Source organism: Mariniphaga sp. (genome assembly GCF_041687215.1).
In the GTDB taxonomy this organism is placed as follows: Bacteria; Bacteroidota; Bacteroidia; order Bacteroidales; family Prolixibacteraceae; genus Mariniphaga.
Genome location: NZ_JAWLCI010000043.1, coordinates 1 through 21,650, shown reverse-complemented (window position 1 = coordinate 21,650; position 21,650 = coordinate 1). Strand labels below are relative to the sequence as shown.

The 21,650-nt window shown below is 40.3% G+C and carries 17 protein-coding genes; 12 read left to right on the top strand and 5 right to left on the bottom strand.

Annotated elements, in window-relative coordinates; genetic code table 11:
• The first annotated feature begins 87 nt into the window (after positions 1-87).
• Both ACESMA_RS14435 and ACESMA_RS14430 read left to right on the top strand, forming a co-directional pair.
• Positions 88-927: an HAD family hydrolase gene (locus ACESMA_RS14435; RefSeq protein WP_372949553.1), complete on the top strand. Its 840-nt coding sequence runs from the start codon at positions 88-90 to the stop codon at positions 925-927.
• A 54-nt stretch (positions 928-981) separates the two neighbouring features.
• On the top strand, positions 982-3,783 hold the full coding sequence (locus ACESMA_RS14430) for a M16 family metallopeptidase (protein WP_372949552.1): 2,802 nt from the start codon (positions 982-984) through the stop codon (positions 3,781-3,783).
• Between the two features lie 160 nt (positions 3,784-3,943).
• Here ACESMA_RS14430 and ACESMA_RS14425 read toward each other — a convergent pair whose 3' ends face one another.
• Both ACESMA_RS14425 and ACESMA_RS14420 read right to left on the bottom strand, forming a co-directional pair.
• Positions 3,944-4,183, bottom strand: coding sequence for a DUF86 domain-containing protein (locus tag ACESMA_RS14425; protein ID WP_372949551.1), 240 nt, complete (start codon positions 4,181-4,183; stop codon positions 3,944-3,946).
• Positions 4,176-4,475 (bottom strand): nucleotidyltransferase family protein, encoded by a 300-nt coding sequence (locus ACESMA_RS14420; protein ID WP_372949550.1) that lies wholly within the window; start codon positions 4,473-4,475, stop codon positions 4,176-4,178. Before ACESMA_RS14420 ends, ACESMA_RS14425 begins: the two co-directional genes overlap by 8 nt.
• A 102-nt stretch (positions 4,476-4,577) precedes the next feature.
• Between ACESMA_RS14420 and ACESMA_RS14415 the strand changes: the two genes are divergently transcribed.
• On the top strand, positions 4,578-5,186 hold the full coding sequence (locus tag ACESMA_RS14415; RefSeq protein WP_372949549.1) for a hypothetical protein: 609 nt from the start codon (positions 4,578-4,580) through the stop codon (positions 5,184-5,186).
• Positions 5,186-6,115 carry a hypothetical protein gene (locus ACESMA_RS14410; RefSeq protein WP_372949548.1) on the top strand — a complete coding sequence of 310 codons (930 nt, stop codon included), beginning with the start codon at positions 5,186-5,188 and terminating at the stop codon, positions 6,113-6,115. The genes ACESMA_RS14415 and ACESMA_RS14410 overlap by 1 nt, the downstream gene beginning before the upstream one ends.
• Here ACESMA_RS14410 and ACESMA_RS14405 read toward each other — a convergent pair.
• Both ACESMA_RS14405 and ACESMA_RS14400 read right to left on the bottom strand, forming a co-directional pair.
• Positions 6,071-7,798, bottom strand: coding sequence for a cellulase family glycosylhydrolase (locus ACESMA_RS14405; RefSeq protein ID WP_372949547.1), 1,728 nt, complete (start codon positions 7,796-7,798; stop codon positions 6,071-6,073). The genes ACESMA_RS14410 and ACESMA_RS14405 overlap by 45 nt on opposite strands.
• A gap of 35 nt (positions 7,799-7,833) precedes the next feature.
• Complete coding sequence (locus tag ACESMA_RS14400; protein ID WP_372949546.1) at positions 7,834-8,862, bottom strand: glycoside hydrolase family 5 protein; 1,029 nt, start codon at positions 8,860-8,862, stop codon at positions 7,834-7,836.
• Between the two features lie 231 nt (positions 8,863-9,093).
• On the opposite strand from ACESMA_RS14400, the gene ACESMA_RS14395 reads away from it, so the two are divergent.
• The 8 genes from ACESMA_RS14395 to ACESMA_RS14360 all read left to right on the top strand — a co-directional run bounded on the left by ACESMA_RS14395 (position 9,094) and on the right by ACESMA_RS14360 (position 19,966).
• Positions 9,094-11,142: a helix-turn-helix domain-containing protein gene (locus ACESMA_RS14395; RefSeq protein ID WP_372949545.1), complete on the top strand. Its 2,049-nt coding sequence runs from the start codon at positions 9,094-9,096 to the stop codon at positions 11,140-11,142.
• 18 nt (positions 11,143-11,160) lie between these two features.
• Entirely contained in the window at positions 11,161-13,212 is a 2,052-nt protein-coding gene (locus ACESMA_RS14390; protein ID WP_372949544.1) for a helix-turn-helix domain-containing protein, read from the top strand.
• 34 nt (positions 13,213-13,246) lie between these two features.
• Positions 13,247-15,313, top strand: a complete 2,067-nt coding sequence (locus ACESMA_RS14385) for a helix-turn-helix domain-containing protein (protein WP_372949543.1) — start codon at positions 13,247-13,249, stop codon at positions 15,311-15,313.
• Positions 15,314-15,502: 189 nt separating this feature from the next.
• A complete protein-coding gene (locus ACESMA_RS14380) occupies positions 15,503-16,063 on the top strand; it encodes a hypothetical protein (protein WP_372949542.1) in 561 nt (186 codons plus the stop codon).
• A 292-nt stretch (positions 16,064-16,355) separates the two neighbouring features.
• Complete coding sequence (locus tag ACESMA_RS14375; protein ID WP_372949541.1) at positions 16,356-17,072, top strand: energy transducer TonB; 717 nt, start codon at positions 16,356-16,358, stop codon at positions 17,070-17,072.
• A 183-nt stretch (positions 17,073-17,255) separates the two neighbouring features.
• On the top strand, positions 17,256-18,257 hold the full coding sequence (locus ACESMA_RS14370) for a TRAP transporter substrate-binding protein (protein ID WP_372949540.1): 1,002 nt from the start codon (positions 17,256-17,258) through the stop codon (positions 18,255-18,257).
• Positions 18,241-18,693, top strand: a complete 453-nt coding sequence (locus ACESMA_RS14365; RefSeq protein ID WP_372949539.1) for a TRAP transporter small permease — start codon at positions 18,241-18,243, stop codon at positions 18,691-18,693. The genes ACESMA_RS14370 and ACESMA_RS14365 overlap by 17 nt, the downstream gene beginning before the upstream one ends.
• A gap of 1 nt (position 18,694) precedes the next feature.
• Positions 18,695-19,966, top strand: coding sequence for a TRAP transporter large permease (locus ACESMA_RS14360; protein WP_372949538.1), 1,272 nt, complete (start codon positions 18,695-18,697; stop codon positions 19,964-19,966).
• 9 nt (positions 19,967-19,975) lie between these two features.
• Here the strand turns inward: ACESMA_RS14360 and ACESMA_RS14355 are convergent, their stop codons facing one another.
• Positions 19,976-21,502, bottom strand: a complete 1,527-nt coding sequence (locus ACESMA_RS14355; protein WP_372949537.1) for a DUF1846 domain-containing protein — start codon at positions 21,500-21,502, stop codon at positions 19,976-19,978.
• Positions 21,503-21,650: the final 148 nt, after the last annotated feature.

Below are 21,650 nucleotides of genomic sequence, written 5' to 3'. Positions count from 1 at the left end.
AAAAACTGAAATTTCCTCTGTTCAAATAATTGAATTGCAGTCAGACCGATCGGGTTAATTCCTTCTAAAATACTAATTTTGCCTGCCATGAGTTTAAAAAACATAAAGTTGGTTGCAACCGATTTGGACGGTACATTTTTAAAAAACGACCGTTCAATTAGTTTTGAGAACCTGAAAGCCCTTCAACTTTTGGGTGAAAAGAAAATTTTGAGGGTAGTTGCCACCGGAAGAAACCTGCGAAAAGTGATGGAGGTTATACCAGTTGAAGTTCCGTTCGACTATATTGTTTATTCCTCCGGAGCAGGCATTTACAACTGGACAGATAAAAAACACATCTACCACAAAAACATCAATCGGGATACATCAAACTTGCTCATCGAATATTTCAGAAAAAAAGATTATAATTTTTATGCATTCGATGAGGCGCCGGAAAACCACCGGTTGTGGTTTCATAGAGGACAACAGGAGTGCGAGGAGTTTAACCTTTACTTTTCCTTTCATAATTCCTTCTCAGAACAGTTACCCACTAACAGTGAATTGAAAAATGGCCTGTGCCAGTTTATGCTCATTATTCCCGAAGATGAAGAAAAGTTTGCCAGCCTGAAAACCGAAATTGAAGCTCAGTCTGATGAAATCAGGGTAATTCGGTCATCGTCGCCGGTTACAAAAGGGTACATTTGGGTGGAGGTTTTTCAAAGCGATGTTTCCAAAGGGCACGGGGTTAGCCATCTTTGCAATTTACTTGGGGTGAATCAGCGTGAAACAATCGGCATTGGCAATGACTACAACGACCTTGATTTGTTGTATTTTACAGCTTTTTCGTTTTTAACTGAAAACGCGCCTCCTGAACTGAAAAATAAATTCACCCCCGTTCCTTCAAACGAAAACGATGCTTTTGCATACGCGGTAAAACCCCTGCTTCAGTAATTTGTTGTAATGATTGATATTTTAAAGATACTTATGGTGATAAAATCAAAAAACATGAGAAATATTTTTTTTGTAGTACTCCTTTTATGCACTTCACTTTTGAATGCGCAACAAAGTTTAAATATAAATGATCGGCTTCCGGTTGATCCAAAAATTTCCAAAGGCGTTTTGGAAAACGGAATGACTTATTATGTGCGCTCCAACAGCGAGCCGCAAAACCGGGCCGAACTAATGCTGGTTGTTAAGGCCGGAGCTATTGATGAAGACGACGACCAGAAAGGACTGGCACACTTTGCCGAGCACATGGCTTTTAACGGAACAGAAAATTTTCCCAAAAATGAACTGATAAAATATTTTGAATCGATTGGAATGGAATTCGGGCCCGAAATTAATGCCTACACCAGTTTCGATGAAACGGTGTATATGCTGAAAGTGCCACTTGATTCTGCACTCTATTTAGAAAAAGGGTTGCAAGTTTTGTACGACTGGGCCAGCCAGATTACCGATTCGGATGAAGAAATTGAAAAAGAACGTGGAATAATTCTGGAGGAAATGCGCGGAGGCCGGAATGCTAATTTCCGGATGCAGCAAAAATGGCTGCCGGTTTTCCTGCATAATTCAAAATATGCTGAACACGACATTATTGGGGAAAAGGATATAATTGAAAATGCCCCACCTGAAAATTTACGCCGTTTTCGCAACGACTGGTATCGCCCCGACTTGATGGCCGTTATTGTTGTGGGTGATTTCGACCAGGAAGAAATGGTGGCAAAAGTAAAGCAGAAATTTGCTGAAATTCCGACGCCCGAAAATCCCAGAACAAAAGAATATTATGATATTCCGCCACATGAAGAAACTTTGGTGAGTATTGTTACCGATAAGGAAGCACAATACCCGATAGCCTTTGTTTTTTATAAACATCCGCTGGAAAAGGCGAAAACACTGGGCGAGTACAGAGAATCCATTCTCCATGGTTTGTACAATGCCATGATAAATAACCGGTTGGCAGAAAAAACACAACTGGCTGAGCCTCCTTTTATTGTGGGGCAATCGGCATTTTCTTCCATGTTTGGACCAATCAGTGTTTACCAGTCGGTAGCCGTTTGTCACAACGGAAAAATTGAAGAAGGACTGAAAGCTGTTTTGCTGGAAAACGAACGGGTAAAAAAATTCGGATTCACTGATACCGAGCTGGAAAGACAAAAAAAATCACTTTTAAATACTATTGAAAAAGCCTACAACGAGCGTGAGCAGCAAAAATCGATAAGTTATGCACAGGAATACATGCGTAACTTTTTAATGACCGAAGAACCCATTCCCGGAATTGAAAATGAATATGAATATTACCAGACTTTTTTGCCCCAAATATCATTGGATGATGTGAATGCACTTGCTGAAAAGTGGATTACGGATGAAAACCGTGTAGTGGTTGTAAATGCTCCGGAAATTGAAGGAATGAAAGTACCGGATAAGGAGGAGATTTTTACATTACTTGAAGAAGTGGAGCAAACTGAAGTTGAACCTTACGACGATGCAGTTGCCGATGTGCCTTTGATTTCAGATGAACCCTGGCCCGGTAAAGTTCTTAATGAGAAAAAACTGGAAAAAGTGGATGCAATAGAATGGATTCTGGAAAACGGAGCTACTGTGGTAATTAAACCAACTGAATTCAAAGAGGATGAAATTCTTTTTAACGCATGGAGTCCAGGCGGTACATGGCTTTATGAAAAAGAAGACGGTGTTTCAGCCGATTTTGCATCTGCTATAATGGGAATGAGTGGAATTGCAGGGTTCGATAAAATTACGCTCGATAAAATGTTGTCGGAAAAAGTTTTCAGTTTGTCGCCCTATGTTAGTCAAATAAGGGAAGGTTTTAACGGAAATGCTGCCGTAAAAGATATTGAATCGCTGTTACAAATGGTTTACCTCTATTTTACACAACCAAGGTTCGATGAAACCAGTTTCCAGGCCTACATGTCACGCATGCAGGGAATTCTTCAAAATCGTTCGGCATCACCCGAGGCAGTTTTTCAGGATTCATTAAGTATTGTTCTGGCCAATTACCACGAACGTGCAAGGCCAATGTCTGCCGAATTACTTTCGGAAGCGGACTTTAACCGCATCCGTCAAATTGGTGAAGAACGATTTCGCAATGCAGCCGATTTTAAATTCTTTTTTGTAGGAAAAATTGATACAGCAGAATTGAAACCCCTTATTGAAAAATATATCGGTAGTATTCCTTATCTCGATGAAACCGAAAACTGGCGGAATCTGGAAATCGATCCACCTGCAGGAGTGGTCGAAAAAACGGTTAGAAAAGGTCAGGAGGACAAAAGTATTCAGTACATCGTTTTTCATGGTGCTTTAAATTATTCTTCCGAAAATGCCATTGAACTTGATGCTATGAGTCGAATTTTGGATACCCGTTTGATGGAAGAAATTCGTGAGGAAAGGAGTAGCGTTTATTCTATTGGCGCACGTTCGTCTTCATCAAAATATCCCGATGAAGAATATACGATTAACATCTCCTACGGTACCGATCCTGAAAAAGTGGATGAACTGAAACTGGCCATTTTTGATGAGATTAATTATTTTGTGCAAAATGGCCCAAGTGAGGAAGAATTGGCTAAAGCCAAAGAAAAAATGTTGCGCGAACGTGAGGTTTCCCTGCGCGAAAACAGGTTCTGGCTGAACATTCTCAGCAATACTTATTTTTTTAAAGATGGTGACTTTTCAGAGTTTGGCTCGTATGAAAACATGGTTAAAAGCCTTTCCGTTGAATCAGTTCAAAAAGCATTCGGAAAATATTTCGATTTCAAAAATTATGTAAGCGTTTCACTCATGCCGGCGGAATAATATTTTGCACCATGCTTTAGCCTGGTGGTTATTTTTATTTGCTTTTTTTTCTGGCTTTAGCGTTTAATTATCTTTTTATAAGGATTTGTACTTGTTAATAATTTGTTGAATGTCTTCTTTCAATTTTGGCAGATCCTCCTGAATGATTTGCCAGACAACATCAACATTTATTCCGGAATCCATATATTTTTTGCCATTCAATATGTTGATTATTAAAAGTAAGGTCATCAGATAGTTTTCCAACATTTTCTCCAGGAACAATAAAATTCATCATGGCAGCATCAAAATCGCGTTGACTGTTATAAAAATCCTCTGCAGAATTGTAGTCCCTGGTGTATAGAAATATTTTATTAATCGTTTCGAGGATTGAAAGAAGAAGGTAATAATCTTTGCTAAGCATAAATTGCTTCGTTTAAAATTAGTGGTTTAAAAATTGGATTAATCCATTTTTTTGCACAAATATCTACTTCTTTGTTAAAATGATCTTTCAGATATTCTTTTAACCCCTTTTCTACTGAATATAAATCGGGAGTATCAGGTTCAAACACAACAAGAAAGTCAATATCACTATTTTCATTTTGCTCATTACGGGCAAAAGAACCAAAAAGACCAATTTCTGTAACAGAAAATTTTTCTTTTAAGGTTAATTTGTTTTTTCTTAAAAAGGTCAATATTTCATCAGATGCCAACATAGAATATTTTTTAATAACTAAACAAAGTTAATGAAAGTTTACAATCGGCACAACGCTTTTTTCTTACTGAAAAATGTAATTTAGCCCCGTCAAAATTGAGATATGAAGAACTTTACGCCGCTTTTAATCGCCATCAGGGTAATTGTCTATTCATTTTTTGTTTTCGGAATAGCAGAACTTATTCGTTTCGACGCCATGTTTCCACTGGAAGATGCCTTGTTTGGCGAAATCAGCCGTACAGAAATTTCACAGGAATTTATATTGCTTGTTCTGGTTATTTTTTACCTGCTTCTTGGAAGACGGTACAAGCCGGTTCAGCCCGTTTCCAATCTGGTTGCGATGTTTTTGTTGATTGGATTTATACGCGAGTTAAATTTTATTATCGAATGGTGGTTGTGGCCCGCATTGCTGGTATTGTTCACTGCGTTTTGGCTGGTTTGGCGCGATTTTAAAAAGCTGAAAAACGCCACGCAGGAGTTTTTTGCACAGCCCGCTTCGGTTTGGTTTTTTGCCGGAATTCTTATGACGTATGTTTTCAGCAGGTTGATGGGCCGTTCCAAATTCTGGCTCGAACTATACGATGAAAGTATTTACCGGATGGCCAAAGCAGCTACTGAAGAAGGACTGGAGCTGATGGGAGATTTGCTGATGCTCATTTCAGCCATCGAATTTGCCCTGGTTTTCTGGAACAAAAAACGAAAAACGGATTGATGAAAGTTTGCGGTTTTACATTCATTCGAAATGCAGAAAAGTTCGATTTCCCCATTGTTGAAGCGATAACTTCAGTTTTGCCCGTTTGTGACCATTTTGTAGTGGCCGTTGGAAATTCGGATGACAACACACGCGAAATCATAAAAAAAATCAGCCCGGAAAAAATTACGATTATTGATACGGTTTGGGATGAAAACCTGCAGGAAGGCGGTGCAGTTTACGCTTCCGAAACCGATAAGGCTTTTGATGCCGTTCCACCCGAATACGACTGGTGCTTTTATATTCAGGGCGACGAAGTAGTGCACGAAAAATACCTGCCTGCCATTCAGAAAGCCATGCATGAAAATCTTGAAAAAAATGATGTGGAAGGCCTGCTGTTCCGATACAAACATTTTTACGGAACATTTGATTATGTGGCGGTTTCACGCAAATGGTACCGCAATGAAATTCGCATTATCCGCAACGACAAATCCATTCGTTCCTACCGAGATGCGCAAGGGTTTCGGAAAAACGGTAGAAAACTGAACGTGGTTCCTGTGGATGCAGAAATTTATCACTACGGCTGGGTGCGGCACCCGCGTTTTATGCAGGAAAAGATTGACGAGGTACGGAAATTTTACGACGGTATTTTAGCAGCCGAAGCACGCCAAAAGGTTGGAGAACAGGAATTCAATTACAGTGGCAAATACGATATGCTGGCGAAATTTGAAGGCACGCATCCATCGGTAATGAAAAATCGTATTCAACGCCTCAACTGGCAGGTAGATGTGGATTTAAGCAAAATCAGAATGAAGCCCAAATACCGGGTGCTGCATTTCATCGAAAAAACTTTCGGGGTGCGGTTGTTTGAATACCGGAACTATAAGGTTATAAGGAAAAATGATTCATCGTTTCACAATTTTACTTGTCACCATTTTATCTTTCCCTGAAAACCGAACCAAATATATTCCCGGCTGAAGTGCTGAAACATCCATGCTTTTTTCCGTTTCCCTGATTGATTTTTCGATTACCGGTTTCCCCTGAATATTAAAAATTGTAACTTTTTCAAAATCATTGTTATGTGAAAAGAACAACCGGTCGTGAACCGGATTCGGAAAAATATTCAGGTTTTGTTTTTCATTTTCTGAAATTCCTGTGGGCGGCTGAAAGGTAACCTCTTCAATTTTTATATCGGTAACGGAAATGTTTATGCCGGAGTTTCCCATATCGAAAACCATTCGGGCGCTGTTATCGGTTGCATTTGCATCGAAAATAAACGTGTAAACGGCAAAAGTGTCGGCCAGGGTTACCCCGTTGTAACCGCTGTAGGCTGACCATGGATCCCGCGACATTCCGATGTATGTGGTCATACTTCGGGAAGCTTCGGCTTTGGCTTTAAACGAAAACCGGTACTTTTTGCCTGCCTGAAGCGAAATATTTCCTTTTTGAAGTTGCACATGCCAGCCGGCAGTTCCGGGATTATTTATGCTAATATTCAAAGTATTATCCGCTCTTGTTAATTGCGCCGAAGCACCTTGTTGGGCGTTTAAACTCCAGCCGTCGTTGCCGGTTTGAAAATTGGAAGTATAAGCCGGTGTACCCACGTAGCGGCCCGGTTCCGGCATTTCGTTGTGCAGCAGAGCATCCACAAGTTCGGTGTAAAACGTTTTGTTGGAAGGATTGTAAATTCCAAATCCGGCGCTGAATTCCCAGTAAGCCCAGCTCCAACCCAGTTCTTCAAGGTAGCGCGATAAAAAGGTGGTCCAGCGGGCCCGTGATTTCATGCCGGCTTTGCTGTAAGCACCAAATTCGCCAATATGAACCGGAACTTTGTGCTGATTTTCATAAGCCTTTAACGGGGCAAATTCCTGTCGCATTACATCGCGTTCGGTTTCAGTGTCGAGCCACTCGGTTCCCAGCCAGTCCTGCGATTGTTCGCCCGACCATTCTGCGCCCTGGTGGGTAAACTGGAACGGATTGTAGTAATGTACAGTAAGAATAATGTTTTCATCATCGGTAAGTTCAAGGTAGGGTAGCCCGCCCAGTCCGCCGTATTCCGGTGTGCCAATCAATACAATTCGTTCAGGATTATCAATTCTTATGCTATCAAGCACCTCCGGGTAAAATTCATTCCATTTTTCCGGTGTTAAATTTCCGTGAGGTTCGTTCATCAGTTCAAACAGCAAGCTGTCCGGATAATCTTTAAAAAATGCTGAGATTTGTTTCCACTGGGCGATAAACCGCTCTTTTTGGGTATCCGGATTTTCATACAACGCCTCGTGGTGGTGCATGTTGATTATGGCATACAATCCGCTACTGAGCGCCGAATCAACCACCTGTTTAATGCGGTTCAAAAAGGTGGAATAAACGGTATAAGGAGGAGTTGCCAGACTTCGGTCGGTGGGTTCCCAGCGAATGGGAATGCGCACATGATTAAATCCCAATTCAGCAATTATGCCGGCATATTCCGGCTTCCATTGGTTGCCCCAGGCCGTTTCCGAAGGCGCTTCAAACATGTTCCCGTAATTGATTCCCCGCCCCAGTTTTTCGTTGATTTCAAAGGCTTTTTCACGGTTTTGGGCTGTTAAACTTATAGCGAAAGCGATTAACAGACTGGTAAATATGGTTTTCATGCTGAATTATTTTACCGTTCTTATAAGGTTGAAAATTATTTTGCTGGTTCAGGCATTTTATTGTGCAGCAAAGCGTCCACCAATTCTTGTTTAAAAGTATTAGACTCCGGATTATAAATGCCAAATCCGGCGCTGAATTCCCAGTATGCCCAGCTCCAGCCCAATTCCTCAAAATAACGGGTTAAAAAAGTGGTCCATTTTATACGGGATTCCATGTCGGCCTTTTCGTAAGCACCGAATTCGCCAATATGAACCGGAATGTTTTTTTCTTTCTCCAGAGCAATTAACGGTGCAAAGTCTTTTTGCACTGCTTCGCGCTCTTCTTCCGTGTCGTCCCATGTTGTTCCCAGCCACTCTTTTGAGCCTTCGCCCGACCAGCTTGCGCCCTGATGCGTAAAATGGAAGGGGTTGTAATAATGAATGGTAAGAATAATATTGGGATCGTCGGGAATTTTCAAATGAGGCAAACCACCCAGGCCTCCCCAGTTGGCAGTACCGATCATAACAATCCGCTCCGGATTTTTCTTTCGGATAACTTTCAGCGCTTCCGGTATAAATTCATTCCAAATTTCAGCAGTCAGGTTATCATGCGGTTCATTGAGAATTTCAAAAACCAGGGTTTCGGGATAATCTTTAAAAAAACCGGAAATCTGTTCCCATTGTTTTAGAAATCGTTCTTTTTGTCCTTCCGGGTCATTATAAAGCGCATCGTGGTGGTGCATATTCAAAACAACGTGCAATCCGTTATTTAAGGAAGAATCCACAACTTGTTTTATACGGTTAAAAAAGGAAGGATAAATGGTGTACGGTTGTTTTTCGAGGCTGCGATTTGCCGGTTCCCAGCGCACGGGAATGCGCACATGATTAAATCCCAAATCAGCAATAATTTTGGCATATTCCGGTTGCCAGTGGTTTCCCCATGCTCCCTCTGAAGGCGATTCAAACATATTCCCGTAATTGATTCCATGGCCCAGCTTTTCGTTTATTTCAAAAGCTTTTTCGCGGTTTTGGGCTGTTAATCCCAAGGTAACAGCAAGGAGTAAAATTGCAATCAGGTTTTTCATTTCAATTGGTTTTAGATATTACAAAAGCGTAATTGTTTGAAGTACAAATAAAGCAAAAAATCTCCTAATATAAATTGAAGATCGAAATAACCTGGTTCTCTTTCATTTCGAAAAACCCATCGTTGTGAATAAAAAATGTGATTACAACTTAAGTGGTTAAGGCGTTGATTTATAAATAAAAAATACGTAATTTTATTTACAGCAAAAACAACTGACTTTAAAAATTACCCGGTGGAGAATGACTTTATCCATAGAATGACGGAAACAGTTGATGCCAATCTGCACAACGAGCATTTCGGCCCCGAGGAGTTGGCTGCCCAAATGGGGATGAGCCATTCTGCGCTCCACCGGAAAGTGAAAAACGTTTGCAACAAAACCATCAGCCGGTTTATTCGGGAAAGGCGTCTGGAAAAATCGAAGGAACTTCTTCAGAATGAAAATTATTCAGTGTCGGAAATTGCTTACAAAGTAGGTTTTGGAAGTGCTACCTATTTCAATAAATGTTTTCATGAATATTTTGGTGTAGCACCAGGTGAGTTTAAAAAAGGTGAAGAAGCAAAATCAGGCGAAATCCCAATGTCAAATAAGAAAATCTCCAAAGTACTTTTTTTTATTGGTGGTTCGGTTTTAATTCTGGTATTTGCTTATTTGTATCTGAATGGAACATTTTCAACGCTAAAAAATGAATCTCCGGTGGAGAAATCCATTGCTGTGCGCCCATTTAATTATTTGGCTGCGAACACTGATAAAAGTTATCTCGCTAACGCCATGATGATGGAAATAATAAATCAACTTTCGCAAATTAAAGGGTTAAGGGTAATGTCATCAACGTCCGTACTTCCGTATTTAAATCAGACAGATAAAGTTATTGGAAAAAAAATAAACTGTTCTTTTATACTTAATGGGAATTTATATGTTGAAGATGGTAAAATGAATCTGATTCTCACCCTGGTTGATGCTGATAATGAAAATGTTATTAAATCATTTAATTACAAAAATGAATTAAACAATATCATTGAATTGCCAGGGATTATTGCTCAGTCAGTTGCCCGGGAGCTTAATGCTGAACTGACGGAACAGGAAAAGCTGCGAGTGGGGAAAATCCCCAGTCTGAATCTGACTGCCTATGATTTCTACAGCCGTGGAAATGAAGAATTTATAAACTTTCAGATTTATAACGATAAAGAATATATTGAAGCTGCAAGCAATTATTTTAAAAAAGCCATTGCAGTTGATTCACTTTTCGCTAAAGCTTATGTAGGGCTTGCTTCTGTTTACTGGGAAAATTATTATTGGAAAAATTATTTTGAAGCGTATTTTATCGATTCTGTAAAAATTATTCTGGAGAAAGCAATCTCAATAGATAACCAGATAAATGAAGCACATACATTATTGGGTTACTATTACCTTTTTTACGATGATGGAAAAAATGCACAAAAAGAATTCGAGATGGCACTGCAACTCAATCCAAATGACTGGAAAGCATATCTGGGTTTGGGAGACTTATACCGTTTAAGCGATCTTGTTTTATCGGTTAAAAATTATCATGAGGCCACTCGTTTAAACAGAGGTAAAGAATATTCAATCATCCTTAGAAAGTTGATTGGTGTCTTTTCAAGTGCCGGAATGGTGGATTATGCAAAAAAATTAATGAACCAAAAGTTGATGCTTGACAATGATTCTGTTTCTTATTATGTATATCTAACTTCTAATTTGTTTTACTCAGGTGATTTTGATAAATCGATATATTATGCACTAAAAGGAATTTCAATCGATCCTGAAAATGAGACACTTTTAATCTTTTTAGGTTGCTCCTATAGTTTTATGGAGGAATATGAAAAGTCGCTGGAATATTTTGAATTAGCCCTTAGAGATGGACTTGGAATTATGTTGTTAAACACAAGCCACAGAATTGGATATTCATACTGGAAAGCAGGTCAGAAAGAAATGGGCCTTGAATTTATGTACGTACAACAAAAATACAGCAAAGAGTCAGCTCAAAAAAACAGGCCTTACGCAATTAACAGAGCAAGTTTTTACGATGAGGCTGCCTTGCATGCTTTTTTTGGTGAAAAAGAAAAAGCGCTGGAAAATCTTGAAAAATTTTGTGAAGCTGAGGTTATTACATTTGCTATTTCACAATTAATTAAAATGGATCCTTTATTTAATTCCATTCGGGAAGATTCAGAATTCAAAAAAATTGAGGCAGAAATTATAAACAAATACCTCAAAGAACACGAGCGCGTAAAAAAATGGCTCGATGAACAGAACATTTTATAAGGTTTAAAAAAATTGTCTATGGAAAGCAAGTTTATTCAGGAGTTAACGGAAACAGTTGATGCCAACCTGCACAACGAGCATTTCGGCCCTGAAGAGTTGGCTGCCAAAATGGGAATGAGTCATTCTGCCTTGCACCGAAAAATAAAATCCAAATACAACAAAACCATTAGTTTGTTTATTCGCGAAAGGCGCCTGGAAAAATCGAAAGAACTTCTGCTGAATGAAAATTTGTCGGTTTCGGAAATTGCTTACAAAGTAGGTTTTGGAAGTGCTACTTATTTTAATAAGTGTTTTCATGAGTTTTTAGGAGTTTCTCCCGGAGAATACAGAAAAAAACCTGAAAATAATCCGGATCCAGACTCAGAAGATTCTAATGCGAAGGAACTCCACAAAAAAAGGTTTCCGGTTTATGCCTACTTCGTTCCATTTGTCATTATTGCTTTTATTGCCCTGGTTATTTTTAAAGGCAACTGGTTTAAGAAAGAAATTCCACTCGAAAAATCGGTTGCAGTATTACCGGTTGAGTATCTTGGCCATCCTGAATTCAGCTACCAGGGAAGAGGCGCCCGGGCCGACATCATAAATCATCTTTCCAGGATACACGACCTGGTGGTATTTGAAACAGATTCTGTTTTTAACCAGCAGAGTTTTATGCGTAATATATCAGCAGGCTATTATTTAAAGCTGACATATCTGAATGAAGCTCAAGACATATTGATTTATGCTTGTCTGATGAGAGGAGATAACAGGCAGATTATCTGGAACGAAAGGTTTCACCGGGAAAAAGAAGAAATATTTAAAATTTACAGTGAAGTTGCTGATGCAATTGCTGATAAAACAGGTGCAACAATAACTCCACGGGAAAGGTACCTGATTGAACAATTTTCAACTCTAAACCTGACTGCTTATGATTATTATATGCAGGCAAGAGATTTGGTATGGAATTATGAAATTACAGGAGATACGCTTCTTTTTCATAAAGCACGAAATTTATTGCGAAATGCAATACAGCTTGATTCTTGTTGTGCTCCGGCATACGTTGGAATATCAAGTCTTTATATGAATTATAACTGGTGGAGAAAGTTTTTTGCTGATGATCCAATGGATTCAGCCCTTTTTTATGCCAATAAAGCTATTTACCACGATAAAACTTTAGCCGAAGCATACCGTTGCCGCGGAGATGTTTATGCGTACCAGAATCATCTGGAGGAGGCAAGAAATGATTTTAACAAGGCAATTGAATTAAATCCCAGCGATTGGATGGCTTATTTCAGAAGGGGCCAGTCTGAAAGATATGACTGGCTTCTGCAATTGAAGGATTTCCATAAAGCATTAAGTCTTTGTAACTCGAAAGAAAAGATAAATATTATCAGGAATATTGGTATTGTTTATATGAGAATTGGTTTTTATGAAATAGCTGAGTTTTATTATAAAAAAGTTATTGACCTGGATAAAGATAGTTTAAGTTATGTATTTTTTAAGGCGTCAAAGGCTTTTTCCATGCAGCAATGGGATGATAAACTTGAGCAGGATCTGTTGAAGATTTATTTATCAGACAGTAACAGCACTTCTGTTTTAGAGCATCTGGCCTATTGTAAACAGGCTTCAGGAGATTATGAAAAAGCTTTATATTATTTTCTACGCATAAAGAAAATCCTTGGAAATCGGGAGGGATTAATGCACCATATTACGCATAGGCTAGGATATCTTTACTGGATGACTGGTGATTACAAGATGGCCAATCAGTGTTTTGATCTGCAGATAAAATATACCACTGATGTACTTAAAGAACAGCGGCCATGGTGGAAGGTAAGGTATTATGATCTTGCTACTGTTTATGCTTTCCGGAATGAAAGGGACTCTGCTTACAAGTACCTGCATGAATTTAATTCAGCGGAATATAGCATGGCTGAATATTTCGGGAATTTTATAAAAGTAGATCCTCTTTTTGAAAACATCCGGTATGAAGCTGAATTTCAGAAGATAGTTGCTGAAGTAGAATATAAAAATCTGGTTTTAAAGGAGCAGGTAAAGCAATGGCTTGTTGAAAATAAATTGTATGAATTTTAGCTGGGTGGATTGTTAAATACCTAATTAGTTGTTTATGAATAATTTATTCATTGATGAAATAAATGAAATTATTCTTGCGAATCTGTCCGATGAAAATTTTGGCCCGGAACAGTTGGCTGCCAAAATGGGAATGAGCTATTCCTCCCTCCACCGGCGGATAAGAGAAAACCTGCAAAAAAACATCAGCCAGTTCATCCGCGAAAAACGGCTGGAAAAAGCAAAAGAAATCCTTCTGAATGAAAATTTATCAGTTTCTGAAATTGCATACAAAGTGGGTTTTAGCAGCCCAACCTATTTCAATAAGTGTTTTCATGAATATTTTGGCATTTCGCCAGGTGAGTATAAAAAAAGTGAAAAAATAAAAACCAGTGAAGCACAACCAGCAAAAGGGAAAATTCCCAAAATACTCTTTTTTGCAGGTGCTTTGATTGTAGTTTTTGCACTCGTTTACTTTTTTTTAACCGGACGGATTTCCGGTATTAACAGTGATGTTCCGGTTGAAAAATCCATAGCCGTTCTCCCCGTAAAATATATTGGTCCTCCGGCTTATCAATATCAGGCAGAAGGTTGCATGGAAGAGATACTGGACAAATTAATGAAACTGGAAGATTTGCGTGTTATTTCACGCACCTCTGTGGAAAAATACCGCGAAACTTCCCAATCAATTAAAGATATTGGGAAGGAACTGAAAGTTTCTGCATTGCTGGAATCTACTTTTCAGAAAACAGAAGAAGGCCCTATTCTTTTTTTAAAACTCTATCATGCAGAAAATGAAGAACTGATTTGGCAGAGAAAATTTCAGGAGAACCCGGAAAATGCTTCTGTTTTTCAAAATGAAGCGGCGCAACTGGTGGCGAATGAACTGCACGTCCGCTTGTCTCCAACAGAAAAACAGTTGCTGGAGAAAGTAAATGAAACCAATGTGGAGGCGCATGATTTTTTCCGGCAGGGAAGAAATCAGTTTTTTATGTATCAACTGGACAACAGCCGCAGGGAAGTATTAGACAAAGCGGCAATTTTTTTCGAAAAAGCGCTGACTGCTGATTCAACACATGCTCCCTCCTTTGCCGCACTGGCAACTATTTACTGGGAAAAAAACTACAATACAACCTATTTTGAAGAGAATTTTCTGGATTCTGCATTTTACCTGGCTCAGCGTGCGTTGGATTACGATAAACAATCGGAAGAGGCGTTTTTAATTCGCGGAAAATACTACTACGAAATGAACGACGACCGCAAAGCATTGGCCGATATTCAGAATGCGCTGGAAATCAATCCAAACTTTTGGGAAGCTTATTCGGTTTTATCCCGCATTTATACCTGGCGGCAACCCGATTTTGTAAAAGCAATTCAAAACGGACAAAAAGCCATATCGCTCAATCAGGGGCCTGGTTTTGCAGAGCTTTACAGTCAGCTTGGTTTTGCCTTTGCCTGTGCAGGTTTTAAAGAGGAGGCCAAAGCGCATTTTAAAAATTCATTTGATTTAACCAACACTGGCGATTCCTTAAATTATTACCTGTCAGTTGGTACAATTGAACAATATTTCCGGGATTATATGAAGGCTGAAAAATACCTGGACTTGGCCCTCAGTTTTGATTCCGGTAATGTGAATTTATTGCGCCGGTTGGGGGGCAATTACAATCTTCTGAAAAACTACGAAAAATCGTTGTACTATTATAAAAAATGGATGCAACAAAAAGACTCGCTGAATATTCTCGACCTGGGTGAAGCACATCGCATTGCACTGGCATACAACAAAACGGGGCAACATGCAAAGGCTGATGAATATTTTGCACTGGAAGAAAATTACTGTCTGGAGGCTATTGAAAAACAGCGCGATTTTGCCCAAAACAGCAGGGCATTTTACGATTTGGCAGCCGTTTATGCATTTCAGGGAAAAAAGGCAGAAGCCTATCATTTGCTCGATGAATTCATTAAAAATAAAACGTTTCCGTTTTGGTGGGTTAACCTGGCCAAAGATGACCCTTTGTTTGAAAAGATTGCGGATGAAAAACGGTTCAGCGAGCTGCTTGTACAAATGGAAAATAAATACCTGGCAGAACATGAGCGTGTAAAAAAATGGGTGGAAGAAAGTGATTAATTCATAAAAAATACCAGCATTTACTGAACATATAAATCCCCTGACAGAAAATTAAAACATTTTAAAAATAGTTTTAAGAATTGACCAGAGATTGTAATCATTTGAAAAAAGATTCAATCGCTTTCCGACTATTAATCCAGACATTGTAATTGATAGATTTTCTTCAGTATAAACTTAAAATTACATGTCATGAAAAAACTAAATTATTTCTTCGTTTTTTTTCTGATTGCTTTTCTGATTTCCGGATGTTCAGAATTTGAAACCAACCAGGATTTTTTAAACCCGGAAAATAACTCCGAACTTAAAAAGGCCAAAGTGCCCATACCAGCAAAATGCTGGATTACCAGCGTACCTGATTTTTCGCAGGGTTCTGTTTTATGTACCCCCGGAGAGCTTGAGGTGGAAGTTTTAAAAGGCGGCTGGATGTCGGGAATTGAAGCGCAAGGCGGAAAACTGGACACTGAAAAAAGTATCTGGAATGTTGTCAGTTGTGATTTCGATTCCGAAAAACTACTGGTTATTGAGCATGTCGAGGGAAAACACACCATGATGAGGGGTGACTATTTTCTCTACACCGGCACTCTGAGTCTGAATATTACAAACGGAGCAATTGCAGGTGTGATAAACGTTTACGAAGGTGTTGGCAGATTTGAAGGGGGTACTGCCGAAGTAGCCATAACCGGAATGTACAATTTTGAAACCAACGTTGCAACAATGTATGGTGAAGGATTTTGGGTTTTCAGCGACTAATTACGCAGCAATATCCAGCCAGGAATCTCAAATGTTTTAAAAATGTATTGTTTTCCCAAACACACAAATTTAATTTCCCAAAAATGGTTTCCGGATTTTTTTTTTAAATTAAAGCACCATTTAAATGCATGAAAACTTATACTGACAAATAATTTCAATTTCTGTAAAATAAGTACAAACTTTTATAAATAAGTTAAACCCATTGCAAAATGGTTGCTATGCGTTGCATGGCTTTTTACCGGAACTTTGAATAAAGGAAATAGTTCAATTGTTTAACAAAAATTTCAAAGCCATGAAGACAATTATTTTATTTACAATGTGCCTGGTATTTTCTGCCATGGCATGGGGCCAGGAAGAATTGACCCAGCCCGAATTTAACGGGAAGAATTTCGAGATGCTCACACAAGGTAAAACCTGTGCATCTTTAAATGATTATTTGCGGGGTTGCGCTTGTTATCCCGATGAATGCATCAAGCAAAAAGTAGAAGGTACCGAGGTTGTTGAATTTGTGGTTACTCCCGAAGGGAAACTGACTGCATTCTATGTGATAAACAGCCTGTCGCCTGAAATTGATGGCCATGTTATCAGCTTATTGGAGAAAACCAGTGGCATGTGGACACCTGGAAGAATCAACAACAATGTTGTTCCAATGCGATCAGAAGTAAGCATTGTTTTTAAATGGAATGAATTTAAGGAACTGAAAACTGCTGATTTCCACGAGAAAGCAAAATTACATTTTGATAAAGGCAGCAGGCAGTTGCTGGTTTATCGCAAGCCGAAAAAAGCAATGAAGCATTTTAATGCTGGCATAAGGTATTTGCCAAAAGATGAATCATTGCTCATGTTCAGAGGAATCTGCCGCTACGAACTCGGCGATGAAAACGGTGCCTTGAATGACTGGGAACGGATGAAAGCACTTGAAAACAGCCGGTCTAAATTTCAGCAGTATGCTGAAAGTTTTTATGGATTTAAAGGTTACGATATATTATCGGATTTGGTGATACAGTAATTCGAAAATAGCATGAATACTGAAAACAAAAGGGCTTGGGAATTGGCCTGTTGAACAAATTTCCATAGATTATTTTTGATAATAAGAACCACTCTTTATTGAAGGAGTGGTTCTGTTTTAATAAAAATCCTAATTTTAGCCTTCTGACAAACTAGGAAAGTGAAACTGTGAAATAAAACCTGTATGAAGTTTTTTACTGTTTTTCTTCTGATTTTAACTTTTTGTTTCTCCTGTCGGAATTCGGGTGAAGGTCCTGAGTATATTTTACGGCTGGGGCACCAGGCTAATGAGCAGGATATCTGGCATCGTTCGGCGCTGCATTTTGCCCATGTTCTCGATTCACTTTCCGAAGGACGGATTGAAGTAAGAGTGCACCCTGCCGAGCAGCTTGGCGTGGAACTGGATATGATACGAAGCATCAGGGCCGGAATTGTGGAAATGACCATTACCGGAGAAAGCATGCAAAACTGGGCAGGTATAACGGCACTTTTGGCAGTGCCCTATCTTATCCGCGATTCCGAACATCTGAAACAAGTGGTTGAAGGTGAAATAGGGCAGGAGATAGCCACTGAAATGATCCGTGAAATTGGTGTCAGGCCCATTGGCTATTTTGAACGCGGGCCACGGCACCTCACTTCCAACCGGCCGATAACCCAACCCGAAGACCTCGCAGGAATCATTCTCAGAGTGCCCAATGTGCCGCTGTTTGTGCAGGTTTGGCAGGCCCTGGGAGCCAAACCCACACCCATGACTTTCTCCGAAGTTTTTACCGCCCTTCAGCAGGGAACAGTGGAGGCGCAGGAGAATCCGTTTGCGCTCATTTATAGTGCCGGCCTATTCGAAGTGCAGAAATACCTGAATCTCACCCGCCATGTAACAAGCTGGATTTATGTGGTGATTGGCGAAAAACAGTTTCAGTCGCTTCCGGAAGATTTGCAGAAAAAGGTTCTGGAGGCCGGAAAACAGATGCAGCAATATCATGAAAGAGAATTTGTGAAGCAGGAAGAACTTTTGCGGCATCAACTGGAAGATAAGGGAATGCAATTTATTGAACCGGATGTGGAGGCTTTCAGGAAAAAAGCCGAAGCTGCTGTGCTGGAAGCCCTGCCCGAAGCGTACGGGGCATTGTATAAAAAAATTACCGAACTGGGAATTGAAAATGAAACCGATGAATCTGATTTATAAACTGTTTAAAGCCGGTGCCTTAATTAGCCTTGTGGCCATGATTGCGGCTGTTACCATACAGGTTTTTGCCAGGTTTTTCCTGGAAAGCGCACCCCACTGGACAGAGGAAGCCGCCCGCATATTTTTTGTTTATTCCGTGGGGTTTGGTACTGCAATTGGAATAAAAAACGGCGATTTTATCCGGCTTGATCTGATTACCAAATATTTGCCCGAATGGCTGAACAAATGGCTGAATTTTTTTACGGATGTGGCGGTTGTTGTTTTTGCGATCATTTTAACTGTTCACAGTGTAAAATTTGTACAGCTTGGAATGGATGAACTTTCGCCGGCCCTGCAAATCACCATGGGTTTTGTGTTTATCAGCATCACGTTAATCGGACTGTCGGTAATTCTTTTCACGTTTGCAAATCTTTATCACTCATTTAAGCGGAAATAGTATGATTTGGCTGTTGTTTGTAGTTTTTTTCGTTTTGTTGCTCCTGCGTTTTCCCATTGCCTTCGCCCTGGCGATTTCAACATTCACCTATATTTTATTCGAAGGATATCCGTTGGTTATTATTCCCCTGAAAATGTATTCCGGAATTGATGTTTTTGTGCTTTTGAGTATTCCCGGATTTATTCTGGCCGGCAATTTAATGAACAGTTGCGGCATGACTGACCGTATCATCCGGTTCAGCAACAATCTGCTGGGGCACATCAGGGGAGGGCTGGCACTGGCCAACATCGGAGCATCCATGATTTTTTCCGGCATTTCCGGTACCGCCATTTCCGACACGGCATCCATTGGTTCGATTATGATTCCTGCTATGAAAAAGGAAGGGTACGAAGCTGATTTTTCCTGTGCCGTTACTGCTGCTTCCTCTACCATCGGCCCCATCATCCCGCCTAGTTTGCCCATGATTATTGCAGGTTCCCTCACAGGCATTTCCATCGGTAAATTATTTTTGGCAGGCGCCGTTCCGGGAGTATTGCTGGCCATTGGTCTGGGTGTGGTTTCGTACAATATCTCCATCCGGAAAAACCATCCCAAACAATCAAAAGCAAGCTGGAAACAACGAGGAAGCGGGTTCATTCATGCTTTCTGGGCATTACTGATGACTTTTCTGATTCTTTTCGGAATAATCGGTGGTGTTTTTACCCCAACCGAAGCTTCGGTAGTTGCTGTTTTATATGCCTTGCTTATAGGAACTTTGTTTTACCGGACACTCACCTGGAAAAGCATTGTTTCTGTGATGACCAACTCGGCCGGAACCACCGCCTCGCTGATGCTGCTAGTTGGATTTGCCAATTTATTTGGCTGGATTCTGATTAGCGAACAAATACCTCAGAGTTTGGCCGAATGGTTGCTTACCATCACCCAAAACAAGTTTTTGCTGTTGCTGCTCATTAATATACTGCTCATAATAATCGGGTCTTTTATGGAAACCATTGCTGCCCTGTTAATTGTTTACCCGATTTTGTTGAATGTTGCGGTTTCGGTAGGAATTGATCCCATTCAATTTTCCGTAATTGCCGTACTGAATCTGATAATAGGTTTAAACACGCCACCAGTAGGCGTTTGTTTGTTTGTAGCTTCGGGCATCGGAAAAGTTTCGATGGAAAAAGTGGCTAAAGCCGGCTTCCCGTTTCTTTTGGTAAGTATTCTTATTTTGATGCTGGTTTCCTACATCCCGGCACTGTCGCTGTTTCTGCCCGGATTGTTTGATTAGAACTGTTTTTTAACTCATAAACAAGCTTTTGCTTGAATATTCCGGATCGCAAGTGAGGTTGACTTTCAGTTTACGCAAACCGGCTTCATCTCCCGGAGTGGGAATGTGGGTAAGGTGCACTTCACAATTCTCCAAATACTTCAATTTTTCCAGCGCCATTTGTCCTGCCGGATTAGATAACGCGCTAATAGCAAGCGCAATCAGCGTTTCATCCAAATCCAGACTGGTCATTTTTCCGTTCAGTATATTTTTTTTCAGGTGGGTAACTGAGTCAATAATACTTTGCGGAATGAGGTACATGCTGTCGGGCAGTCCGGCCAGGTGTTTTGTGGCGTTTAAAATAAGACTCGATGACGCGTGCATCAGCGGTGAGTTTTTTCCTTTAATGATAGTGCCGTCGGGAAGTTCAATGGAAGCTCCGCAGTAAATGCCCTGATTGCCTTTTCCGGTAGCTTCGGCATTTTTGGCTGCATCACGCGCCGGCTGCACTACACTCCGGTCTTCAGGTTTTGCACCCACCTTATCCATGATGTTTTTTATCCGTTCAACAGTGTTTTTATTTGCCAGTCCCATGGCATATTCCACAGCACATCTGAAATACCTCCGGATTATTTCCTGGTGCGATGCCTCAGAAATGATTCGGTCGTCGATAATTCCTGCACTGGCCCGGTTCACCCCCATGTCGGTGGGCGACTGGTACATGGATTCCCCACCGGTAATTTTTTCAAAAATTCGTTTGAGCAAGTGAAAAGCTTCAATGTCGCGGTTGTAATTCACCACTTCCTCATTGTAAGCACTCAAATGGTGTTCGTCAATCAGTACTTTGTCATCCAAATCAACGGTGGCTGCTTCATATGCAATGTTTACCTTGTGGTTCACCGGCAAATTCCAAATCGGAAAAGTTTCAAATTTGGCATAACCGGCTTTGATTCCTTTTTTATATTCGTGATACAGGTTGCTGAGGCATGTGGCCAGTTTGCCACTTCCCGGGCCGGGACCGGTAACCACCACAATGGGTTTGGTGGTTTCAATGTATGGGTTGGCTCCGTAACCCTGGTCGCTCACAATCAAATCCACATCGGTGGGGTAGCCTTTGGTGGGGTAGTGCAAATACACTTTAATTCCCCGCATTTCCAGCTTGTTTTTAAATGCTTCGGCAGGCGGCTGGTTTTGATAACGGGTAATAACCACCGCTGTAATTTCTATTCCCCATTCCCTGAAATCGTCAATGGTTTTCAGGGCATCCACGTCGTAGGTAATGCCAAAATCGGCCCGCATTTTTTTGCGCTCAATATCGCCGGCATGAATACAAAGAATAACATCGGTTTTGTCTTTCAGCTTTTGTAAAAGCCGCATTTTTACATTGGGGTCGAATCCCGGAAGTACCCTTGCCGCATGATGATCAAACATCAGTTTTCCGCCAAATTCAAGGTAGAGGCGGTGGTTAAAACGATGAACCCGCTCGAGTATGGCAACCGTTTGTTCCTGCAGATATTTTTCGTTGTCGAACCCCATTTGTTTTTTGATGTTTGTCATGCTGCCTGTTTGATTTTTTCCCCGATTTAAAATTGAAGCTGCAAAAATCGGAAAAAAATCAGGTTTCGGAAATTTCGGGTAAAGAAAAAAGAAATAAAAAAACCGGCAATCATATGCCGGTCCTTTCAATTTCGTCGGGGTGAGAAGA